This window comes from Lactiplantibacillus paraplantarum (assembly GCF_003641145.1).
In the GTDB taxonomy this organism is placed as follows: domain Bacteria; phylum Bacillota; class Bacilli; order Lactobacillales; family Lactobacillaceae; genus Lactiplantibacillus; species Lactiplantibacillus paraplantarum.
Genome location: NZ_CP032744.1, coordinates 2,655,398 through 2,672,669, shown reverse-complemented (window position 1 = coordinate 2,672,669; position 17,272 = coordinate 2,655,398). Strand labels below are relative to the sequence as shown.

Genomic DNA, 17,272 nt, shown 5'->3' with positions numbered 1-17,272 from the left:
CCGTTTTGCTATTAATAATGTGGGTATACTATGCCTTAAAATTCAAAACATGTCGATATTTGACTAAGATTGACAGGGGCAAGTAATGATGCGATATTCGCGTGAAAAGCAACGTTTTAATCATCCAAAAGTTTGGTTATTTTCGAGTGTCTTAATTTTAGGTTGGGGTGTAGTACCAATGGCCGTTCAAGCCAGTCAAACAGGTGCCGTTGTGGCAAAGCTGCATGCAGCTTTGCCCAAGGTGGCTAATGAGCGCCCATCCGCAGGAAAAAATAAGACTTCAGTAACTTCTGCAGCTGACAGTGAGCGCGCGACGGCTGCACATTCGACTAGTACGGTAGCACTATCTACAACTGCTGCTACCGAGACAGAAAGTCAAGCGGGTGTTGTTAAGCAACCAGTCGCTGACAGTGCATCACAGCGACAGACATCTAGCCAGTCAGAATCAGAAGCGAGGACAAGTGCCACCACTTCTGGTCAACGGGTGAGTGAGTCAGTAGCGGTCGAATCGGCTGCAAGCACTAGTCAGACGTCTGCTTCAACGAGTTCAAGTCAAGTGGCTAGTTCTGATAATTCGAAGCGTTCGTCGAATTCGACGAGCACCATAATGCCATCCGGAAAGCATTCAATGTCAAGTCAGCAGTCAACTGCGACAAGTAATGCTAAGAGTGCCCAACTCACAAATTCTGCTACAGCGCAACCATCCGTTACAACGGCAAGTGGTGAATTATTACCGGTTGCGAAAGACGTCCCGAATTCGACAACCAATCAACAATCTTCAAAGGCTTTTTCAGCGAGTAAGAGTACTCAGATGCAGTCAGATAAAGTAAGCGTTGGGGCCCAATCTACAGTAGCGAATAAGGTATCAGAAATTAAGCCAGCGATTACGGCGACTGCAGCTACAGTGAAACAAGCGGGTGATGGGCGAACGGCCACCGCGTCGGCATTTCTAGCAACGGCGAAGAATTTGGCTGATAAAAGTTATCTCGAGCAGTATGTCAAACAGTATGGTCGGCCGGCTTTAATTGCATTAATCCAAGATTGGTTATCCACCTATCGCATTATTGCTTTAACGGGGATTACAATTGTGAATAGTTCGTTTGACGGCAGTGTGGCGACCATCAGCGGTGGGCTGCACGTAATCAATGCGGGCGCAACGATTCGGCCAGGGAAAGATTCCGAGTGGGATATGATTGTGAATGGTGGCTTATCAGTGACTAATAATACAATCACGTTTACGACTAGTAACGGATTAGTAGATCGATCCGTTGCCAATCAGGATATGGATTATTCTAGGCCACGGCCAACGGGTAACGGTGCCATTAAAGGCGTACCAACGGTCACAATCAATTCTTCGCTAGCTGATCCCCGTGAGTTTAATCAAGCCCAGGTCAATATTAGTGATTTCTATAATCAGTTAGTTAGTGCAGGCACGATTTTACCAGCAACCAATGGTGGTACATTGTCAAAAGCACTCATTGGCGAGTCTGGAACGACTGATCTAGGGAGTTATCAAGGGCATCATTATTATGCCGTAAATATTGATTTAAATGACTGGCACAGTGGTATTCGGACAACCGGTTTTACTGACGATGATGTGGTCATCTATAACGTGGTCACAGGGGCCTCTGAATTAACAATTGGTGGCGGCTTTTCCAGTAGCACGTCCAATTTGGTCTGGAATTTTAATCAGGCAACGCGAATCAAGAATACGACGGCCATCGCAGGCAAAATGGTTGCACCACATGCAGTCTTTACAACTAACCAAAATGTCGATTCGGCGGCAGTTTTGCAATATGGTTATGGCGATGGTGATAGTGCGGTCTGGGAAATGATTACGAGTCAAAATGAGCATAATTATAGCTTTGGTCAAATGGTTGGTGATGATCCGTTAGCTTATCTAATTGCAGTGATTAAGTCGAATGGTACCGTTATTGATACTCTGGCTGGCTTTCAAGATTTGATAACAACTGGCGAATTGACTATCACAATTACAGATGCGGCCGGCAACCGTTTGCCGGGATTGAATGCGGTTAATACGCATGTTGCAGGTCAACATCGTTATCTGATCACTTATCAATTTAATGACCAGACGGCGACCACTTGGATAAATGTGTTAGCATCTCAAGAACCCGTAACACCTGTGCAGCAGGTTCCTGAATATTCAAATATTACACGGACGATTCAGTATCAAGATGGGCGGACTGGAAAATCCATTGCTAAATCAGTGGTTCAAACGGTGCCGGTCGTGCGCTTAGCGATTCTTAATGCCGAAACTCACGAGTTGTTAGGATATGATACGGATGGCGACGGTGCCTTTGATACTAGTGATGGTTCACTGGCATGGCGGTTAGTGAATCCAACTGATTATCAGCGATGGGCACAAGTGATTTCCCCAGATTTGTCCATGCAGGGTTATCAAGCGCCAGATATTCCAGTTGTCGTAGCACAAGAAGTTGTCATTAATGGTGGTGGTATAACGATGAATGCTGATGTGGTCGTTAAGTATCAGCAACAAACGCATGTCGAAACGACTCAACGGACAATTACACGAACGATTAACTATCTTGATGCGGGGACGTTGCAAGCGATTGACGCGGTTCAACCTGTGGTTCAAACGATTAAGTATGAATTGTTAACGATAATCGCCCACGATGGCACCATTCTTGGATATGACACAGATGGGGATGGGCAGGTCGATACCCAGACAGCGGATGAGGCTTGGCTGTTAGTTGGATCAGCGCCGTGGTTCGAGACGGTCAAATCACCTGATCTGAGCAGCGACGGGTACGCGGTTCCTGATTTAAAAGTAGTACCGGAACAGATGGTTGCTGGTGTAAATGATAAGGATGTGACGATCAATGTCTATTATCGCCTAGCAACGCAAGCTGTTACGGAATACCAAAATAAACGGCGGGTTATCACATATATTGATCGTCAAACCCACCAATCGGTTGCGGCAAACGTGCAACAATTAGTCGTTTACCAGCGAACGGCGATTATTGAAAAGAAGACTGGAAAATATTTAGGGTATGATTTGAACGGCGATGGCTTGATTGATACGAACCAAGCCGATCGGGCATGGACGGTAGTTGGGCGCAATCAATTTGATGCTGTGGCGTCACCAGATTTAGGTGCTAAAGGTTATACTGATCCGGATCTTAAAACTGTCGCTTCGTGGGTTGTAGCGGTCGATGATACCGATCTAACAACAGTGATGGTGACTTATGGCCATCGAACTATCACGGTAACCCCCAGTGATCCGAATCCGATTGCTCCTGGTAATCCTAATATTGTCTTCCCGGATGAAAGTGGTGAAGCTGATTTAACGCACACGGTTACGCGGACAATTCACTACGTCTACGGTGATGGTACGCAGGTTGCGGCACCGGTTCGTCAAACTGTTCGGTTTCAGCGAAGTGTGACGATTGACTTGGTGACAGGCCAAATGACCTATCAAGACTGGGTACCAGTAACAACGGCGACCATGGCCAGCGTCATTTCCCCAATCGTGGCAGACGCTACGGCAACGTTAGCCACGGTTGCGGCACAACAAGTTAATGCAACGACTGCGGATCAGGTGGTAACAGTCATTTACAATCAGTTATCAGATCAGCCGGACCAACCGAGTCAGCCAGACCAGCCGGACCAACCGGACCAGCCGGACCAACCGAGTCAGCCAGACCAACCGAGTCAGCCAGACCAACCGGATCAGCCAGATCAGCCGGACCAACCGAGTCAGCCGGATCAGCCGGACCAACCGAGTCAGCCAGATCAGCCGGATCAGCCGGACCAACCGAGTCAGCCAGACCAACCGAGTCAACCAGACCAACCGGATCAGCCAGAGCAGCCGGATCAGCCAGAGCAGACGAGTCAACCAGAGCAGCCGGAGCAACCAAATCGGCCGGATCAAGCGAACGGATTGGGCGATGCGCTCAATCCAGCAAGTGACCAGCCAGGGACGTCAAATGTGCCGCACCAAGAATCAAAGCGGGTGCGGACCAGCTCGGCTGTGGATACGTCGCAGCAAGGGACAACTAAATCGACTTCAGGGATTGGTTGGGTCAGTGCGCAACCAGCGACGCCCCGGGGACCAAAGCAAGGCCGTACGAAGGTTCTACCTCAGACTGATGAACAAGACAATCAGTTATCCCTTTGGGGGGTAATCATATTAGCGTTAAGTTCGGTTCTCAGTTGGGTCAAACTTAAGCAACGGGATTAGTATGCCTTAAAGTTATCAAGATTAGTATCGATTGTGCAAGGCTACAAGTACGTTTCACGTGTAAATTAATCTGCTCCTTTATGTGAAAGTGGTATGCTCAATATTTCAGAAGCCGCTCATTACGTTCATTGTTGGACGTAATGAGCGGCTTCTTTTGGGTTGGGGGCCCGTGCTCAGTTTAGCAAGCAGGGGGAAGTTGCACAAAATGGATGGCTCATCAAATAGTGTCCTACGAGCAGACATATTATAGTAGAAACTGGTATGAGTAGTTAAAAAAACTAAGGGTTATGCCTAAAAATAATATTTATCGTTGACAATTGTAAACGATGGCGCTAAGATACTTGTATAGATTACATGTGTAAACGATGGAAAAAAGTGGAAGGAATGAATTTAATGGTTATTAAAGGGTTAGTCTTGTTAATTGGTTTGTTAGCAATCGGGTTCATCTTATGGTGGTTTTTCGGTAAGCACGCTACGGCAACGGTAACCGCGGATGCGTCTGCTGATTTACAACAAGTTGATGTTGAAGTCAAGGGTGGTTACTCGCCGGAACAGATCGTGTTGAAAAAGGGCGTGCCGGCGATATTGAACTTTACACGCAAAGACGCGTCCGGATGTCTGGATCACGTGGTTTTTAGCGATTTTGGTATTAATCAAGAATTACCGCAAAATCAGGCTGAAGCCATTGCTATTGACACTAGTAAGCCAGGCGAATACCAATGGGCGTGTGGTATGGATATGTTCCATGGCAAATTGATTATTAAATAATGGAGGCTAAGGTAATGACAGCACAACAAAATATTAATATTACCGTGAATGGTCATTATGAACCAGCGGTAATCACCTTAAAAAAGGCTATTCCGGCACAATTAACGTTTACCCGAACAAGTACACAGGGGTGTTTGGAACACGTGCATTCAAAATCGTTGGACTTTGCAATGGACTTACCGCTTGATCAACCGCAAACGGTGACGATTCCAACTGATCAGACCGGTGAATTTCAGTTTAGGTGTGGCATGGACATGGTTCATGGCAAGGTGGTGATTGAGGGATGAATACAACAAAGCGGTTTTGGATTTCATTAATCTTTTCTTTACCATTATTAGCTAATATGATTTTAATGCCGTTTGGTTGGATGCTTCCTGGTGGCGATTGGACACAGTTAGTTTTGACGACCGTCATTATGGTTGTTTCAGCGCGACCGTTTTTGCAGAGTGCGTGGGCGTCATTTACGAAGCATCACGCCAATATGGATACGTTAGTGGCAATTGGAACTGCAACGGCTTATTTTTACAGTTTATATGCGATGGCTACTGGTCAGGCGGTCTTTTTCGAGAGTGCTGCCTTGGTCACAACGTTTGTCTTACTAGGACAAGTCTTTGAAGAACGAATGCGACACAATGCTTCTAGCGCGGTGGCTAAACTAGTTGGTTTGCAAGCTAAGGAAGCAGAAGTGTTGCGCAACGAAGAATTTGTTAAGGTGCCATTGGACCAGGTCGTGGTTGATGATATTATTCGAGTGAAACCAGGGCAAAAGATTCCAGTTGATGGTGTCATTACGGAAGGGCGGTCGACGGTTGATGAATCAATGGTTACTGGGGAAAGTATGCCGGTTCAAAAAACGGTAGCTGATGCAGTGATTGGTTCAACAATCAATAGCAATGGGACCTTTCTGTTCAAGGCTAGCAAGGTTGGCGATCAAACAATGCTAGCACAAATCGTTGAACTCGTTAAAAAAGCCCAAAATAGTCATGCACCGATTCAAAAGTTAACGGATAAAGTTTCTGATGTTTTTGTCCCGATTGTGTTAATTATTGCGATTATGACATTTTTGACTTGGTACGTCTTCTTAGGTGTCAGTCTCGCTAATGCCTTGATTTTTGCCGTGGCCGTCGTAGTTATTGCGTGCCCGTGTGCGTTAGGATTAGCAACCCCCACTGCATTAATGGTCGGTACTGGACGAGGCGCTAAAATGGGGATCTTGATTAAAAACGGTGAGGTTTTGGAAGCGGTCAATGATGTTAAAACGGTGGTTTTTGATAAGACTGGTACAATTACGGTTGGTCAACCACAAGTAACGGATGTGATTGGTGATGAAACCCAAGTATTGCGGGTGGCAACTAGTTTGGAAGCTGCGTCAGAACATCCGTTAGCTGCGGCAATTTTAAAACGTGGCCAGGCGCTTGGTGTTGCAGCGCCGACCGCAACGGATTTCCAAGCCATTGAAGGTAAAGGAGTGACGGCCCAAGTTGACGGGCAAGCAGCCGTGGTCGGTAATCATAAATTATTGACCGATGAACCAATTAGTGCTGAACTACAACGACAAGCGATTCGGCTCCAGGATGCGGCTAAAACGGTTGTGTATGTTGGCTTAAACCATCAAATCGTTGGCCTGATCGCGATTCAAGACGTGGCTAAGTCGACATCTAAGGCCGCCATTGCGAGTTTGAAAGCGCGGGGCTTAAAGACAGTCATGCTGACGGGCGACAATGAACGGGTAGCACAAGCTGTGGCGGACCAGGTCGGAATCGATGAAGTCATTGCCGATGTTTTGCCTGGGGACAAAGCTGATCATGTCCAAGCCTTCCAAAAAGAGGGCAAAGTAGCCTTTGTTGGCGATGGTATTAATGACGCCCCAGCGTTGACAACGGCGGATGTTGGTATTGCCATGGGTTCTGGGACGGATATTGCGATTGATGCTGGTGGCATCGTGCTTGTTAAGAATGATTTACGGGATGTTGACCGGGCACTGGTATTGAGCAAGAAGACGTTCAATCGAATTAAACTTAATTTGTTTTGGGCGTTTGTGTACAATGTGCTAGGAATCCCCGTGGCAGCCGGCGTCTTCTTTGCCATTGGATTGACACTTAGTCCTGAATTGGCGGGGCTGGCGATGGCCTTTAGTTCACTATCCGTGGTTACAAGTTCGGTATTATTGAACAAGGCAAAGATCAGTACCAGTGTTCAGCCTGCGTAGGTCAAGATTGTTGGCAGAATATGATAATGAGTCATTTTAATGATTAAAATTGAGCGCGTATGTCTAAGGATAGTCCACTTTTGGTGGGACTTACTTGGATGTTCGCGCTTTTTAGGTTGAAATTATATGACCGCTTAATTATCCCTAATGTTATGAACTGATCTCACAGTTACCGAAAAAAGCGTATTATATTTACACTAATTAAGTATCATATCGTTAGTCGAAAATTATCAGATTGCCCATTTGACGGGGATAATAACTGGTTTAAATGCTTTTGAAAGCGTTTGAATTGAATTGTGTATTGTGTAACAATATTAATTGTAAGCGTTTTACATACTATTTGAAATGAGGGTCTGAACATGAAAATTAAAGCAGCAGTAGTTGATAAAGTTAACGATCCATTTGTCATTAAAGATGATATTGAATTAGCTGAAATGAAAGCAACTGATTTACAAATCAAAATGGTTGCGACTGGGATTTGTCATTCTGATGAAGCCATTCGGCGGGGAGATGCTTCGTTAGGTTATCCCGTGATTTTAGGACATGAAGGTTCTGGAATCGTTGAAAAGGTCGGTTCAGAAGTAACTAATTTTGAAGTGGGCGATCACGTTATCTTATCGTTTTACGCTGATGGGACTTGTGATAACTGTTTGAAGGGGATGCCGACCAAGTGTCGGAATTACGCTGACTATAATCTTAGTGGTACCCGTCCCGATGGTTCAGATCATTTCCAAGAAAACGGCCATCATATCAGTGACATGTTCGACCAATCTTCCTTCACGACGCACACGGTAGTTGACCAACGGAATGCTGTTAAAGTACCAAAAGAATTGGATTTACGGCGCTTAGGACCGTTGGGCTGTGGCTACGTGACCGGGAGTGGGACGGTCTTGAATAGCTTGCAACCTCGCCCAGGCCAAACGATTGCGGTCTTTGGGACTGGTGCGGTTGGTTTAGCCGCAATGATGGCTGGTAAAATTTCGGGTTGTACCGAAGTGATTGCGGTTGACATTGTTGATTCACGGTTAGCACTCGCCAAGGAATTAGGTGCCACCCATGCTATCAACAGTAAGGAAGAAGATCCCGTTGAAGCAATCAAGAAGTTGACACACGGTTACGGGGTCGACTTTGCAGTTGATACAACTGGGGTCGAACCAGTCATGGTATCCGCAATCCACGCGCTTGCTCAAGGTGGGACTGCGGCCTTGATTGCTGTTACGGCCAAGAATATTACCATTAGCTCATGGAACGATTTGTGTGTTGATGATAAGAAAGTCATCGGTGTTAACATGGGTGATGCCATTCCTGGCGTTGATATTCCGCGGTTGATTGATTTTTATCAACATGGCATGTTCCCATTTGAAAAGACTGAAAAGTTCTATAAGTTTGAAGATATTAATCAAGCCAATGCTGATTCTGGTAGTGGTAAGACCATCAAACCAGTCTTGATCATTGATGAAGACTATCAACCTGGTAAATAGCTGCTGGCTTGATGCCACCAGTTGTGATGAATAACTTCTAAAACGGCGATGTCAAAAGTTGATTTTGACATCGCCGCTTTTTGTGTTAAACACAAGCCGCTTGGACGGCTTGCATAATTTGTGATTAAAACGTGCCGGTTTTTAAGTTCAAAAACAGCCAGCTATGGACCGCTGGGAAAAAGTTCGACTCAGCGTAAACTTGTTTAGTTAGTTCGTCCTACACCGACCTCCAGGCATTTCTGCCAATTGCCGGAACGTGGTGGGCACAGATTTAAGCCGAAGCCCACGTCTCAAATACTGGCCTTTCACTAACCAAGCCAAGGACGCTTGCTAAGTGAAATTTCACCACTGGGCATTGGCCGAAACGCCTTCCAGTCGGGATAGTGTTCGAATGGCGGACATGTGCGTACCGAAATTTTGTTGGATTTATCGTTACTTTTCATAAACAGTAATTTGTCAATCAACTGTCAAGTCGAAAAAGATATTGTGATAACTTACTGTTTCTGAATTACCGTAGTAATAATTGAATATTTCGAAAAAGTAGAGAAAATACTCTGATATTTCACTTTGAATGGGTGATTACTTGGCATCATATGCGGCTTGGAAAATCTTGATGATATCTTCCTTAGTGCCTTTGCGTGGGTTAGAGAAGGCGTTGCCGTCTTTAAGCGCGTTAGTTGCCATGTGCTCGAAGTCTTCGATCTTGGCGCCAATTTCCTTGATTGAATGTGGGATTCCCACATCTTCGCTGAGCTGTTTCATCGCTTTAATAGCCAATTCGGCAGCATTACGAGTCGATAAGCCATCGGTATTCTCACCCATGATTTTAGCAAGTTCGGCAAAGCGTTCTGGACACGCAATCAAATTGTATTCTTCAACATATGGTAGAAGTAGGGCGCAACAAACACCATGGGGCGCGTCATATTGACCACCAAGTTGGTGCGCCATTGCGTGGACGTAACCTAAGTTTGCATTGTTGAAAGCCATGCCGGCAAGCATTTCAGCTTCAACCATATGCGTGCGAGCTTCCAAGTTATGACCATTGGCAACAGCTTCACGCAATGAGGTTTCGATTAATTTGATAGCTTGGATACACTGTGAATCGGTGATCGGGTTGTGATCGACTGAGACAAAGGGCTCAATTGCTTGCACAAAGGCATCCATCCCAGTGGCAGCCGTGAGCCCCTTAGGTACATCTAGCATGAGGGTGGGATCGTTAAATGAAACAAGTGGCATATTGCGCCATGAAGCAACGACGAATTTATAATGGGTTTCTTCGTTTGTAATGACACAGTGGCGGGTCAACTCAGAACCAGTACCGGCAGTGGTATTAACAGCAATCAATGGTGGTAGGGCGTTTTTGAGGGTTTCGATCCCAGCTAACTTGGTGATATCATCGCCATTGGTCATAATGATACCGGCTCCCTTACCAGTATCGTGGGCAGAACCACCGCCAATGGTAATCAATGAGTCAGCCTGATTAGCTTGATATAATGCTTTAACAGCTTGAATATTATGAATTTTAGGGTTAGGTTCAACTTGATTGTAAATCACGTAGTCAATCCCGGCAGCATCTAGTGAACGTCGAACTTGGGCAACGGCGCCATTCGGTAGACTTTCAAGAAACTTGTCAGTGACGATAACTGGTTTTTGCATGCCAAGGGTTTTGGCACGCTCACCAATTTTACTAATGACACCAGGACCAAAAAAGTTAACGCTAGGCATTAAGAAATCAAAATTACGTTCAGTCATATTAATAACCTCTTTTTATATTGTAATCGCCATCATTACTAATTTACGAATCAAATTATAGTCGTAATAATTACAATTTGCAATGCTTTAAACTAATTAATTATATTTTTCACAATTTCGTTTGGAAAGGGTGCTACTAGCATGGCGCAAAGGTTGTGCCAAAGTGCTAAATAGCGCTTGGCTATTTGGTTTAATAACATTTGATATTGCTGTCTACAAAAAAAGCGACTAATTACAAAGATTCACAATCTTCGTAATTAGTCGCCTCTTTTAAGATGCCCCAATGGAAAGCATTTGGTTAGTACCAGTGATGATGTTGCCAGAACCGTTTGGCTTTGACCCAGGAACCGTAGCGCGAGGCTACGTAGGTATTAGCGCGTTTTTCCTGATTGACGGGTGACAAGTTACCGTGTAAGTACGACCGTAATAATTGGTAGCGACCGTAACAGCGGCCATTACGAGCCGTATAACTGTAACCAGATTCGCGATACGCAATCCAATTTTTAGCAGCGCGATTCGCCTTCGAGAGCTTAGCATTGATCTTAGCAATTTGCTGAGACTGACTAAGCTTCTTAGCGGCCTGGGCGGTGATTGTGGTTTGTGGTCCAAAACTAGTCGTCACGTTAATGACGACCCCGAAGACACAACTATCCAAAACTAATAGCAACATGGTTTTGATCTTAAAACTTTTCATAATATGTATAACCCCGTTTTTTATTTTCTCCATAAGCTGATACCAGTAGAATACGCCAGTTATATTTCAGTGATGTTAAAGGAAAATTACTAAGTTATTAAATGAATGTTTCCTTAAAGGAATAGTTGCTGATGAGAACTATTTGATCGCTAGTTAGATTAATAATGGCGCTGATTGTCACATAGAAAAATCATAATATTGTTAGGGAAACTAAAGCGCTTTATTGCATTCTTAGGGTAATCTTAAAATTGGAACAACTTTACAAAAGTATTAAAGGAGTAAGGGAGTGCAATAATGGCAGAAAAAGATAATGAGAAGATTACACTGATTGCCTTAGTCATGATGATCTTTACCACGGTTTTTGGATTTGCCAATAGTACGGTTGCCTATTACTTAATGGGTTATAGCTCTATTTTATTTTACTTGGTAGCAGCGGTACTATTCTTCATCCCATTCGCATTAATGATGGCGGAGTTCGGGGCGGCAGTTAAGTCCGATAGTAGTGGGATGTACAAGTGGCTGGAAGTAAGTGTGAATGCGAAGTTTGCGTTTGTGGGCACGTTCATGTGGTTCGCGTCGTACATCATTTGGTTAGTTTCAACGTCGGCTAAAGTCTGGATTCCATTTACGACCATGTTCTTTGGAAGTGATCAAACCCAACGTTTTGCGATGTTCGGACTAAATGCAACGCAAGTCATCGGTATTCTATCTTGCCTATGGATGGTGCTGGTCACGTTTGTTTCCATCAAAGGGATGAAAGGCATTGTGCGGGTCACGAGTTTGGGTGGCCTGGCGGTGACCAGTTTGACCGCAATCCTGTTAGTTGTTTCGGGAGTTGTTTTAGCCTTGAATCACGGGCAATTCGCACAACCGTTACAACATGTGATGACGTCACCAAATCCAAGTTATCAACATCCAGTCGGATTACTTGGATTTGCCGTCTTTGCTATCTTTGCTTACGGTGGGCTCGAAGTCCTCGGTGGGATGGTTGATAAGACCAAGAATCCTGAAAAAACGTTTCCCCGTGGGATTATTATTTCTGCCATCGTCATTACCTTAGGCTATGGCTTGGGAATCTTCTGTTGGGGCATTAGTACGAATTGGCAAGCTGTTTTGTCGAATCCAACGACCAACCTCGGTAATATTAGTTATGTCATGATGCAAAACTTGGGTTATGTCTTAGGGCAAGCGCTTGGTTTGAGCACGGCGGCTGCTAAGACAATGGGCCTGTGGTTTGCGCGTTACACCGGCTTAGGGATGTTCCTCGCTTACAGTGGGGCGTTCTTCACCTTAACGTATTCACCATTGAAGACGCTGATCTTGGGAACACCTAAGGAACTGTGGCCGAAGAAATTTACGAAGCTCAATAAAGCCGGCATGCCAAGTTACGCCATGATGGTTCAATGTGCCATCGTAATTGTGATCATCTTGGTGGCGTCCTTTGCAACAGCAGATGCGTCAGCCTTCTACAATGTCTTAACGTTAATGGCGAACGTTTCGATGACGTTACCATACTTGTTCTTACTGTATGCTTTTCCAAAGTTCAAGGAAAACCAGAGTATTGTGAAACCATTTGAAGTTTATAAATCATTAACTTGGACTAAAATTATTAGTTGGGTCGTCTTCGTAGTTGTGTTGGGTGCCAATGTCTTCACGTTGATCCAACCAATCTTAGAGACGGGGCAGATTCAAAACACAGTTTGGATGCTAGTTGGGCCAATTGTCTTCGGTGTTGCCGGAATTATTTGGTATCAAGTGCGCGAACGGCATGTCAATTAAATAACTAATTTCAAAATACCATTCGATTGATTTTGCAAACGAATGGTATTTTTTTTGTGTCGAAATGCTTAGAATCTAGTACACTCATTAGTAAAAGTTACATCAGGGGGGCTTTGTTATGACATTGGGGACTACATTAAAGCAGGCACGTAAAGCGCAACAATTCAATCAACAGCAGGTCGCGCGGGGGATTTGTGCGCAATCAATGCTATCAGCAATTGAAAATGACCGCTACGTACCGAACGCCCGGCTGTTACTGGCGCTGTGTCAGCGATTAGGGATCGCGGTTAGTACGTTGAGTTTAGCCGACGATTTTGAGATCAGTGCCGATCAGGCGTTTAATGACCGTGTTCAGCAGACTTGCAATGCCCATCAGTATCAGCAATTGAAGGATTGGCTATTACAGCCAACCACTTTGGAACATGTTCAAACGGATGAGCAGATCCAGGCTTACTATTATTATCTTGGTGTTGCTTGCTGGCAGGTCGACCGCGTATCGGATGCTGCACAACAAAAGCTGCGCTTGGCGATCGGCATGGCTGCTCCCAATACGCCACCGACGACGTTGACACGCTTAGCCTTAATTTCGTTAGCGGTCGTCAAAGCTGATCACCATCCGCAAGCTAAAGTCGCGGCCTTAGTCACCCGGGCACTGGCTAACATTGATGCGGGTGCATATGAAGAAAATACCAACATCGTCTTTTACCTTGCAGGGTTGGTGGCCTATGAACAACACGACTCCCAGTTGGCGGTGGCCCGTTTGACGCAGGGCTTGGCCTTTGCGACGGCGCACGATTCGCACTATATGCTGGCAAATATTTATCAACTGATGGCGCAACTAGCTATGGAAGCTGGTGAGTCCACTACGGCACAAATGGCTACCCAACGGTCACAAATTTTTAAAGACCTATTTAAAGAACAACTTAATGATCAATTTTAGATTATCAGTATACTGATTTTATATTGGCAGTTACACCGCGTATTTTATAATCACCAACTAAATACATGTGCACTTGATCTAACGGCCCGTTATTGATTTGGAGTGGTTGGCCGTAATAACGATGACCGGGTCAGGGTGAACATTGGGGGTTATAAAATGACAACAGCATTATTTACCAATCAAGTATTAACACAGGCAACTCCAGCAACGGTGCGAGCATTGCTAGCAGATCCGCTGAACTTACCAGCATGGGCGACTGCCATTACCATGGTCAAACCAACCGCGACGGGATACGTGTTACAGCGGTCCGGTTCGGTCTTTGATCAGCCGGAACAGTTGCAGGTTACCGTCAGCGCAGACCAGGTCGTTTATCACAGTGAGGGGGGCCAATTGGGGTATGAAATTGTGTTCACCATGACGCCATTGGCCGAGCAAACTGCGGTCCAGGAAGAAGTCTCCCTTACGACCACACCGCCAAGCTGGTTGCCGTTGCCACTAGTAAAGCCCGTCATGCAACGGGACTTTCAACGAAAATTAGGCCAATTGGCAACGTTAGCGGAGGCACATTCTAATGACGATTAATGATGGCATGGCGTTAATTAAAGTGTTAGTGACGTGGTGGTCTGTCAGTTGGTTGTTGCGGGCCGCCTTGATTGGGATTGTCGGGATGATTGTCTATCGTTTGTATAAGAAGCGTCATTTAAAGTGAGGTTGGGCGACCACGGCACCTTTATATCCAATATCTAATCGTAACTATTACTACTGAGTGTGCATTTGGCTGTCATCCGAAAACTAATTCCGGTATTCTATGGGTATTCTTTTGAAGGAGGAAATCTCATGAATCAACCAGAATTACGTGACCCACGTTATTTATATAAGACAGATGGCTTTGATAAGCAGGATCAGGAGACGCCCGCACTACAAGCTAAGATGCGTCCCGAACCCGATTGTGGTGAGAAGAGTTACCAAGGACATGCTAAGTTGTTGAATCGACGCGTATTGATCACGGGTGGTGATTCGGGAATTGGCCGGGCTACCGCGATTGCCTTTGCACGAGAAGGCGCTGACGTTGCTATTCAGTACTTGCCGGGAGAGGAGACGGATGCTGAGGCGGTTGCCGAACTAGTGCGCGCTGCGGGCCGTCAAGCGTTATTATTACCTTGTGATTTCAAGGATGTTGACGTTGTGACCGATCTCGTGGACCGGACAATTGCTGAATTTGGTGGTATCGACACCCTTGTCTTAAATGCGGGGCAACAGATTTCACAACCTTCACTGGCTAAGCTACCGATCGAACAGGTGCGTGCGACCTTCGAAGTGAATATCGTCGCGATGTTTGCGTTAGCTCAGGCGGCCTTGCCAAAGATGCCCGCTGGCGGTAGCATTGTTACCACGACTTCGATTCAGGCCTATGCGCCGAGTGGTTATCTATTAGATTATGCTGCGACTAAGGCGGCCATCAAGAACTTTACGATCAATTTAGCAGCTGAAGCGGCCGAAAAGGGCATCCGGGTCAATGGTGTTGCTCCCGGGCCAATCTGGACACCACTACAACTAGATCAAGGCCAGCCAATCGAGGCGTTGCCGAAGTTTGGCCAGGACACCTTGCTTAAACGAGCGGGACAACCCGCAGAACTAGCGCCAGTGTACGTTTTTTTAGCTTCGAACGACGCGAGTTATGTGACCGCCCAGATTTATGGCGTAACTGGTGGTGGCGTGATTAATTAGGTGCTCACTGTAAGCTAATTCCTGATTGGCTTGAATAAATCATAAGAGCGTGGATCAAAAGGTGGTCTGCTTGCGAGCATTAATGTAAATTCGGTGATTATTCCTGGGCTTGGAATAGTCACCGAATTTGGGTTAAGCGGAACAAGCAACCTTTTGGCGCACGTTTCGACAATATTGACAGAAAAATTGTGTTCAGTTTCTTGAGAAGTAGTCTTTGCTTAAGAGACTGAACACTTTTAGCTTTGTCCTAATCTCTTTAGTGTGTTTAATGATCTGATGAGGTGTTCATTAAGTAGTCCAGCGTTGCCGTTCCCACCGCTTTGGCGGCAATTAGTAAACAGTCTTCATTCATCATAAAATCAGGGCTGTGGTGCGGGTGGGTCTCACCCGGAGCTGTTTGACAGCCAGCATAGATAAAGGTGCTGGGCTTGGCTTGTGCAAAATAGGCGAAGTCTTCTGAAGGGTCTTGGGGACCGCAGTCGAAAATTTTAGTAATCTCTGGAATCTGAGCGGCTTGAATACTGGTGATGACGCGCTGTGTCAGGTCGCCATCATTCATGAGTACCGGATAATTATCATCGTAATCAAGCGCAACTTGGACACCGAAAGTCGCCCCGACACCGTTCGCAATTTTAGTAATCTGGTCACGGATCGTCTGGCGCGTGGTTTCGTCCATAATCCGCACATCGCCCTTGAGGGTGACTTGTGCTTTGATGGCATTGAAGGAACCAACGCCGTCGAATGAGCCGATGGTGACACTGCCGGTATCAAATGGGTCAATCCGACGGGAAACAACAGTTTGTAAGGCGGTCACAAAGTAACTTCCAGCAACGATTGCATCGTTTGAGAGGTGGGGCATCGAGGCGTGCCCACCCTTACCCGTGAAGGTGACCGTAAAGTTAGCCCGCCCGGTCTGCGTCGCATTTAAGTGATAGGCAATCGAGCCCGTCGGCATGGTACTCATCACATGCAGCCCAATGACGTTATCGATGCCGTCTAGGACGCCAGCAGCCAACATACCCTTAGCACCACCCGGTGACACTTCTTCAGCGGGTTGGTGAATAATGCGGACGCGACCACGTAGCTGATTTTTCAGCCCGAGTAAGGTCTTCGCCAGTACCATGAGATAAGCAGTATGACCATCGTGACCACAGGCGTGCATGACATTGGCGTTTTGCGATTTAAATGATAAGTGGTTGTCTTCTTGAATCGCGAGGGCGTCAAAATCAGCGCGTAATGCTAACTGAGGTCCAGGGTGACCGCTATCGATGTCGACGACGAAGCCGTACCCATCACCATAAGCGGTGGTTGAGACGCCCAGTTCACGATAGAACGCTTTGATGTAGGCTGCGGTTTGTTCTTCATGAAATGAAATCTCGGGATGGGCGTGTAAGTGGCGACGAATCTTGATCATTTCCGGTTCCGCCGCCGTAAGTTGTTGCATGAGTTGTGCTTGAAGGGTCATTAGAATCTTCCTTTCTGATCGTTAGTCAGGTGCTATCATTAGTGTAGCATCAAACGAGAAGATTGGTGTTGATCGTGCTATGGCAGACAGTCATCAGGCATACTGTGGCATAGTGGGAAGCGTGAACATGTGCGAGATGATAGTGCCAGCACGAGATGGTAAGTGTGCCGACTGACGATGATGTGGATGTCAAAATAGACCGGTAGTTGATTGTATCGCTACCGGTCCACTTTT

13 protein-coding genes are annotated in these 17,272 nt (G+C 45.9%); 10 read left to right on the top strand and 3 right to left on the bottom strand.

The window, feature by feature from the left end; translation table 11 throughout:
* The first annotated feature begins 85 nt into the window (after positions 1–85).
* From LP667_RS13140 to LP667_RS13120, 5 genes are all read left to right on the top strand, one after another.
* Entirely contained in the window at positions 86–4,222 is a 4,137-nt protein-coding gene (locus LP667_RS13140; RefSeq protein WP_021730010.1) for a mucin-binding protein, read from the top strand.
* Positions 4,223–4,615: 393 nt separating this feature from the next.
* Positions 4,616–4,990, top strand: coding sequence for a cupredoxin domain-containing protein (locus LP667_RS13135; protein WP_021730011.1), 375 nt, complete (start codon positions 4,616–4,618; stop codon positions 4,988–4,990).
* A 14-nt stretch (positions 4,991–5,004) separates the two neighbouring features.
* On the top strand, positions 5,005–5,277 hold the full coding sequence (locus tag LP667_RS13130) for a cupredoxin domain-containing protein (protein ID WP_021730012.1): 273 nt from the start codon (positions 5,005–5,007) through the stop codon (positions 5,275–5,277).
* Entirely contained in the window at positions 5,274–7,199 is a 1,926-nt protein-coding gene (locus LP667_RS13125; RefSeq protein WP_021730013.1) for a copper-translocating P-type ATPase, read from the top strand. Before LP667_RS13130 ends, LP667_RS13125 begins: the two co-directional genes overlap by 4 nt.
* Before the next feature lie 359 nt (positions 7,200–7,558).
* Positions 7,559–8,680 carry an NAD(P)-dependent alcohol dehydrogenase gene (locus tag LP667_RS13120; RefSeq protein WP_021730014.1) on the top strand — a complete coding sequence of 374 codons (1,122 nt, stop codon included), beginning with the start codon at positions 7,559–7,561 and terminating at the stop codon, positions 8,678–8,680.
* Between the two features lie 579 nt (positions 8,681–9,259).
* Here LP667_RS13120 and LP667_RS13115 read toward each other — a convergent pair.
* Both LP667_RS13115 and LP667_RS13110 read right to left on the bottom strand, forming a co-directional pair.
* Entirely contained in the window at positions 9,260–10,432 is a 1,173-nt protein-coding gene (locus tag LP667_RS13115; RefSeq protein ID WP_056988343.1) for an iron-containing alcohol dehydrogenase, read from the bottom strand.
* Between the two features lie 298 nt (positions 10,433–10,730).
* Positions 10,731–11,126 carry an aggregation-promoting factor C-terminal-like domain-containing protein gene (locus LP667_RS13110; protein WP_021730016.1) on the bottom strand — a complete coding sequence of 132 codons (396 nt, stop codon included), beginning with the start codon at positions 11,124–11,126 and terminating at the stop codon, positions 10,731–10,733.
* A 294-nt stretch (positions 11,127–11,420) separates the two neighbouring features.
* On the opposite strand from LP667_RS13110, the gene yjeM reads away from it, so the two are divergent.
* The 5 genes from yjeM to LP667_RS13090 all read left to right on the top strand — a co-directional run bounded on the left by yjeM (position 11,421) and on the right by LP667_RS13090 (position 15,573).
* The gene (gene yjeM, locus LP667_RS13105; protein ID WP_021730017.1) at positions 11,421–12,905 is read left to right on the top strand and encodes a glutamate/gamma-aminobutyrate family transporter YjeM; all 1,485 of its coding nucleotides are present in this window, start codon (positions 11,421–11,423) and stop codon (positions 12,903–12,905) included.
* Between the two features lie 118 nt (positions 12,906–13,023).
* Positions 13,024–13,845, top strand: coding sequence for a helix-turn-helix domain-containing protein (locus LP667_RS13100; RefSeq protein ID WP_056988342.1), 822 nt, complete (start codon positions 13,024–13,026; stop codon positions 13,843–13,845).
* A 156-nt stretch (positions 13,846–14,001) separates the two neighbouring features.
* Positions 14,002–14,427, top strand: coding sequence for an SRPBCC family protein (locus LP667_RS13095; protein ID WP_021730019.1), 426 nt, complete (start codon positions 14,002–14,004; stop codon positions 14,425–14,427).
* On the top strand, positions 14,417–14,554 hold the full coding sequence (locus tag LP667_RS16795; RefSeq protein ID WP_021730020.1) for a hypothetical protein: 138 nt from the start codon (positions 14,417–14,419) through the stop codon (positions 14,552–14,554). The genes LP667_RS13095 and LP667_RS16795 overlap by 11 nt, the downstream gene beginning before the upstream one ends.
* Before the next feature lie 128 nt (positions 14,555–14,682).
* Positions 14,683–15,573 carry an SDR family oxidoreductase gene (locus tag LP667_RS13090; protein WP_021730021.1) on the top strand — a complete coding sequence of 297 codons (891 nt, stop codon included), beginning with the start codon at positions 14,683–14,685 and terminating at the stop codon, positions 15,571–15,573.
* 265 nt (positions 15,574–15,838) lie between these two features.
* Here LP667_RS13090 and LP667_RS13085 read toward each other — a convergent pair whose 3' ends face one another.
* Entirely contained in the window at positions 15,839–17,038 is a 1,200-nt protein-coding gene (locus LP667_RS13085; protein ID WP_021730022.1) for an amidohydrolase, read from the bottom strand.
* Between the last annotated feature and the right edge of the window lie 234 nt (positions 17,039–17,272).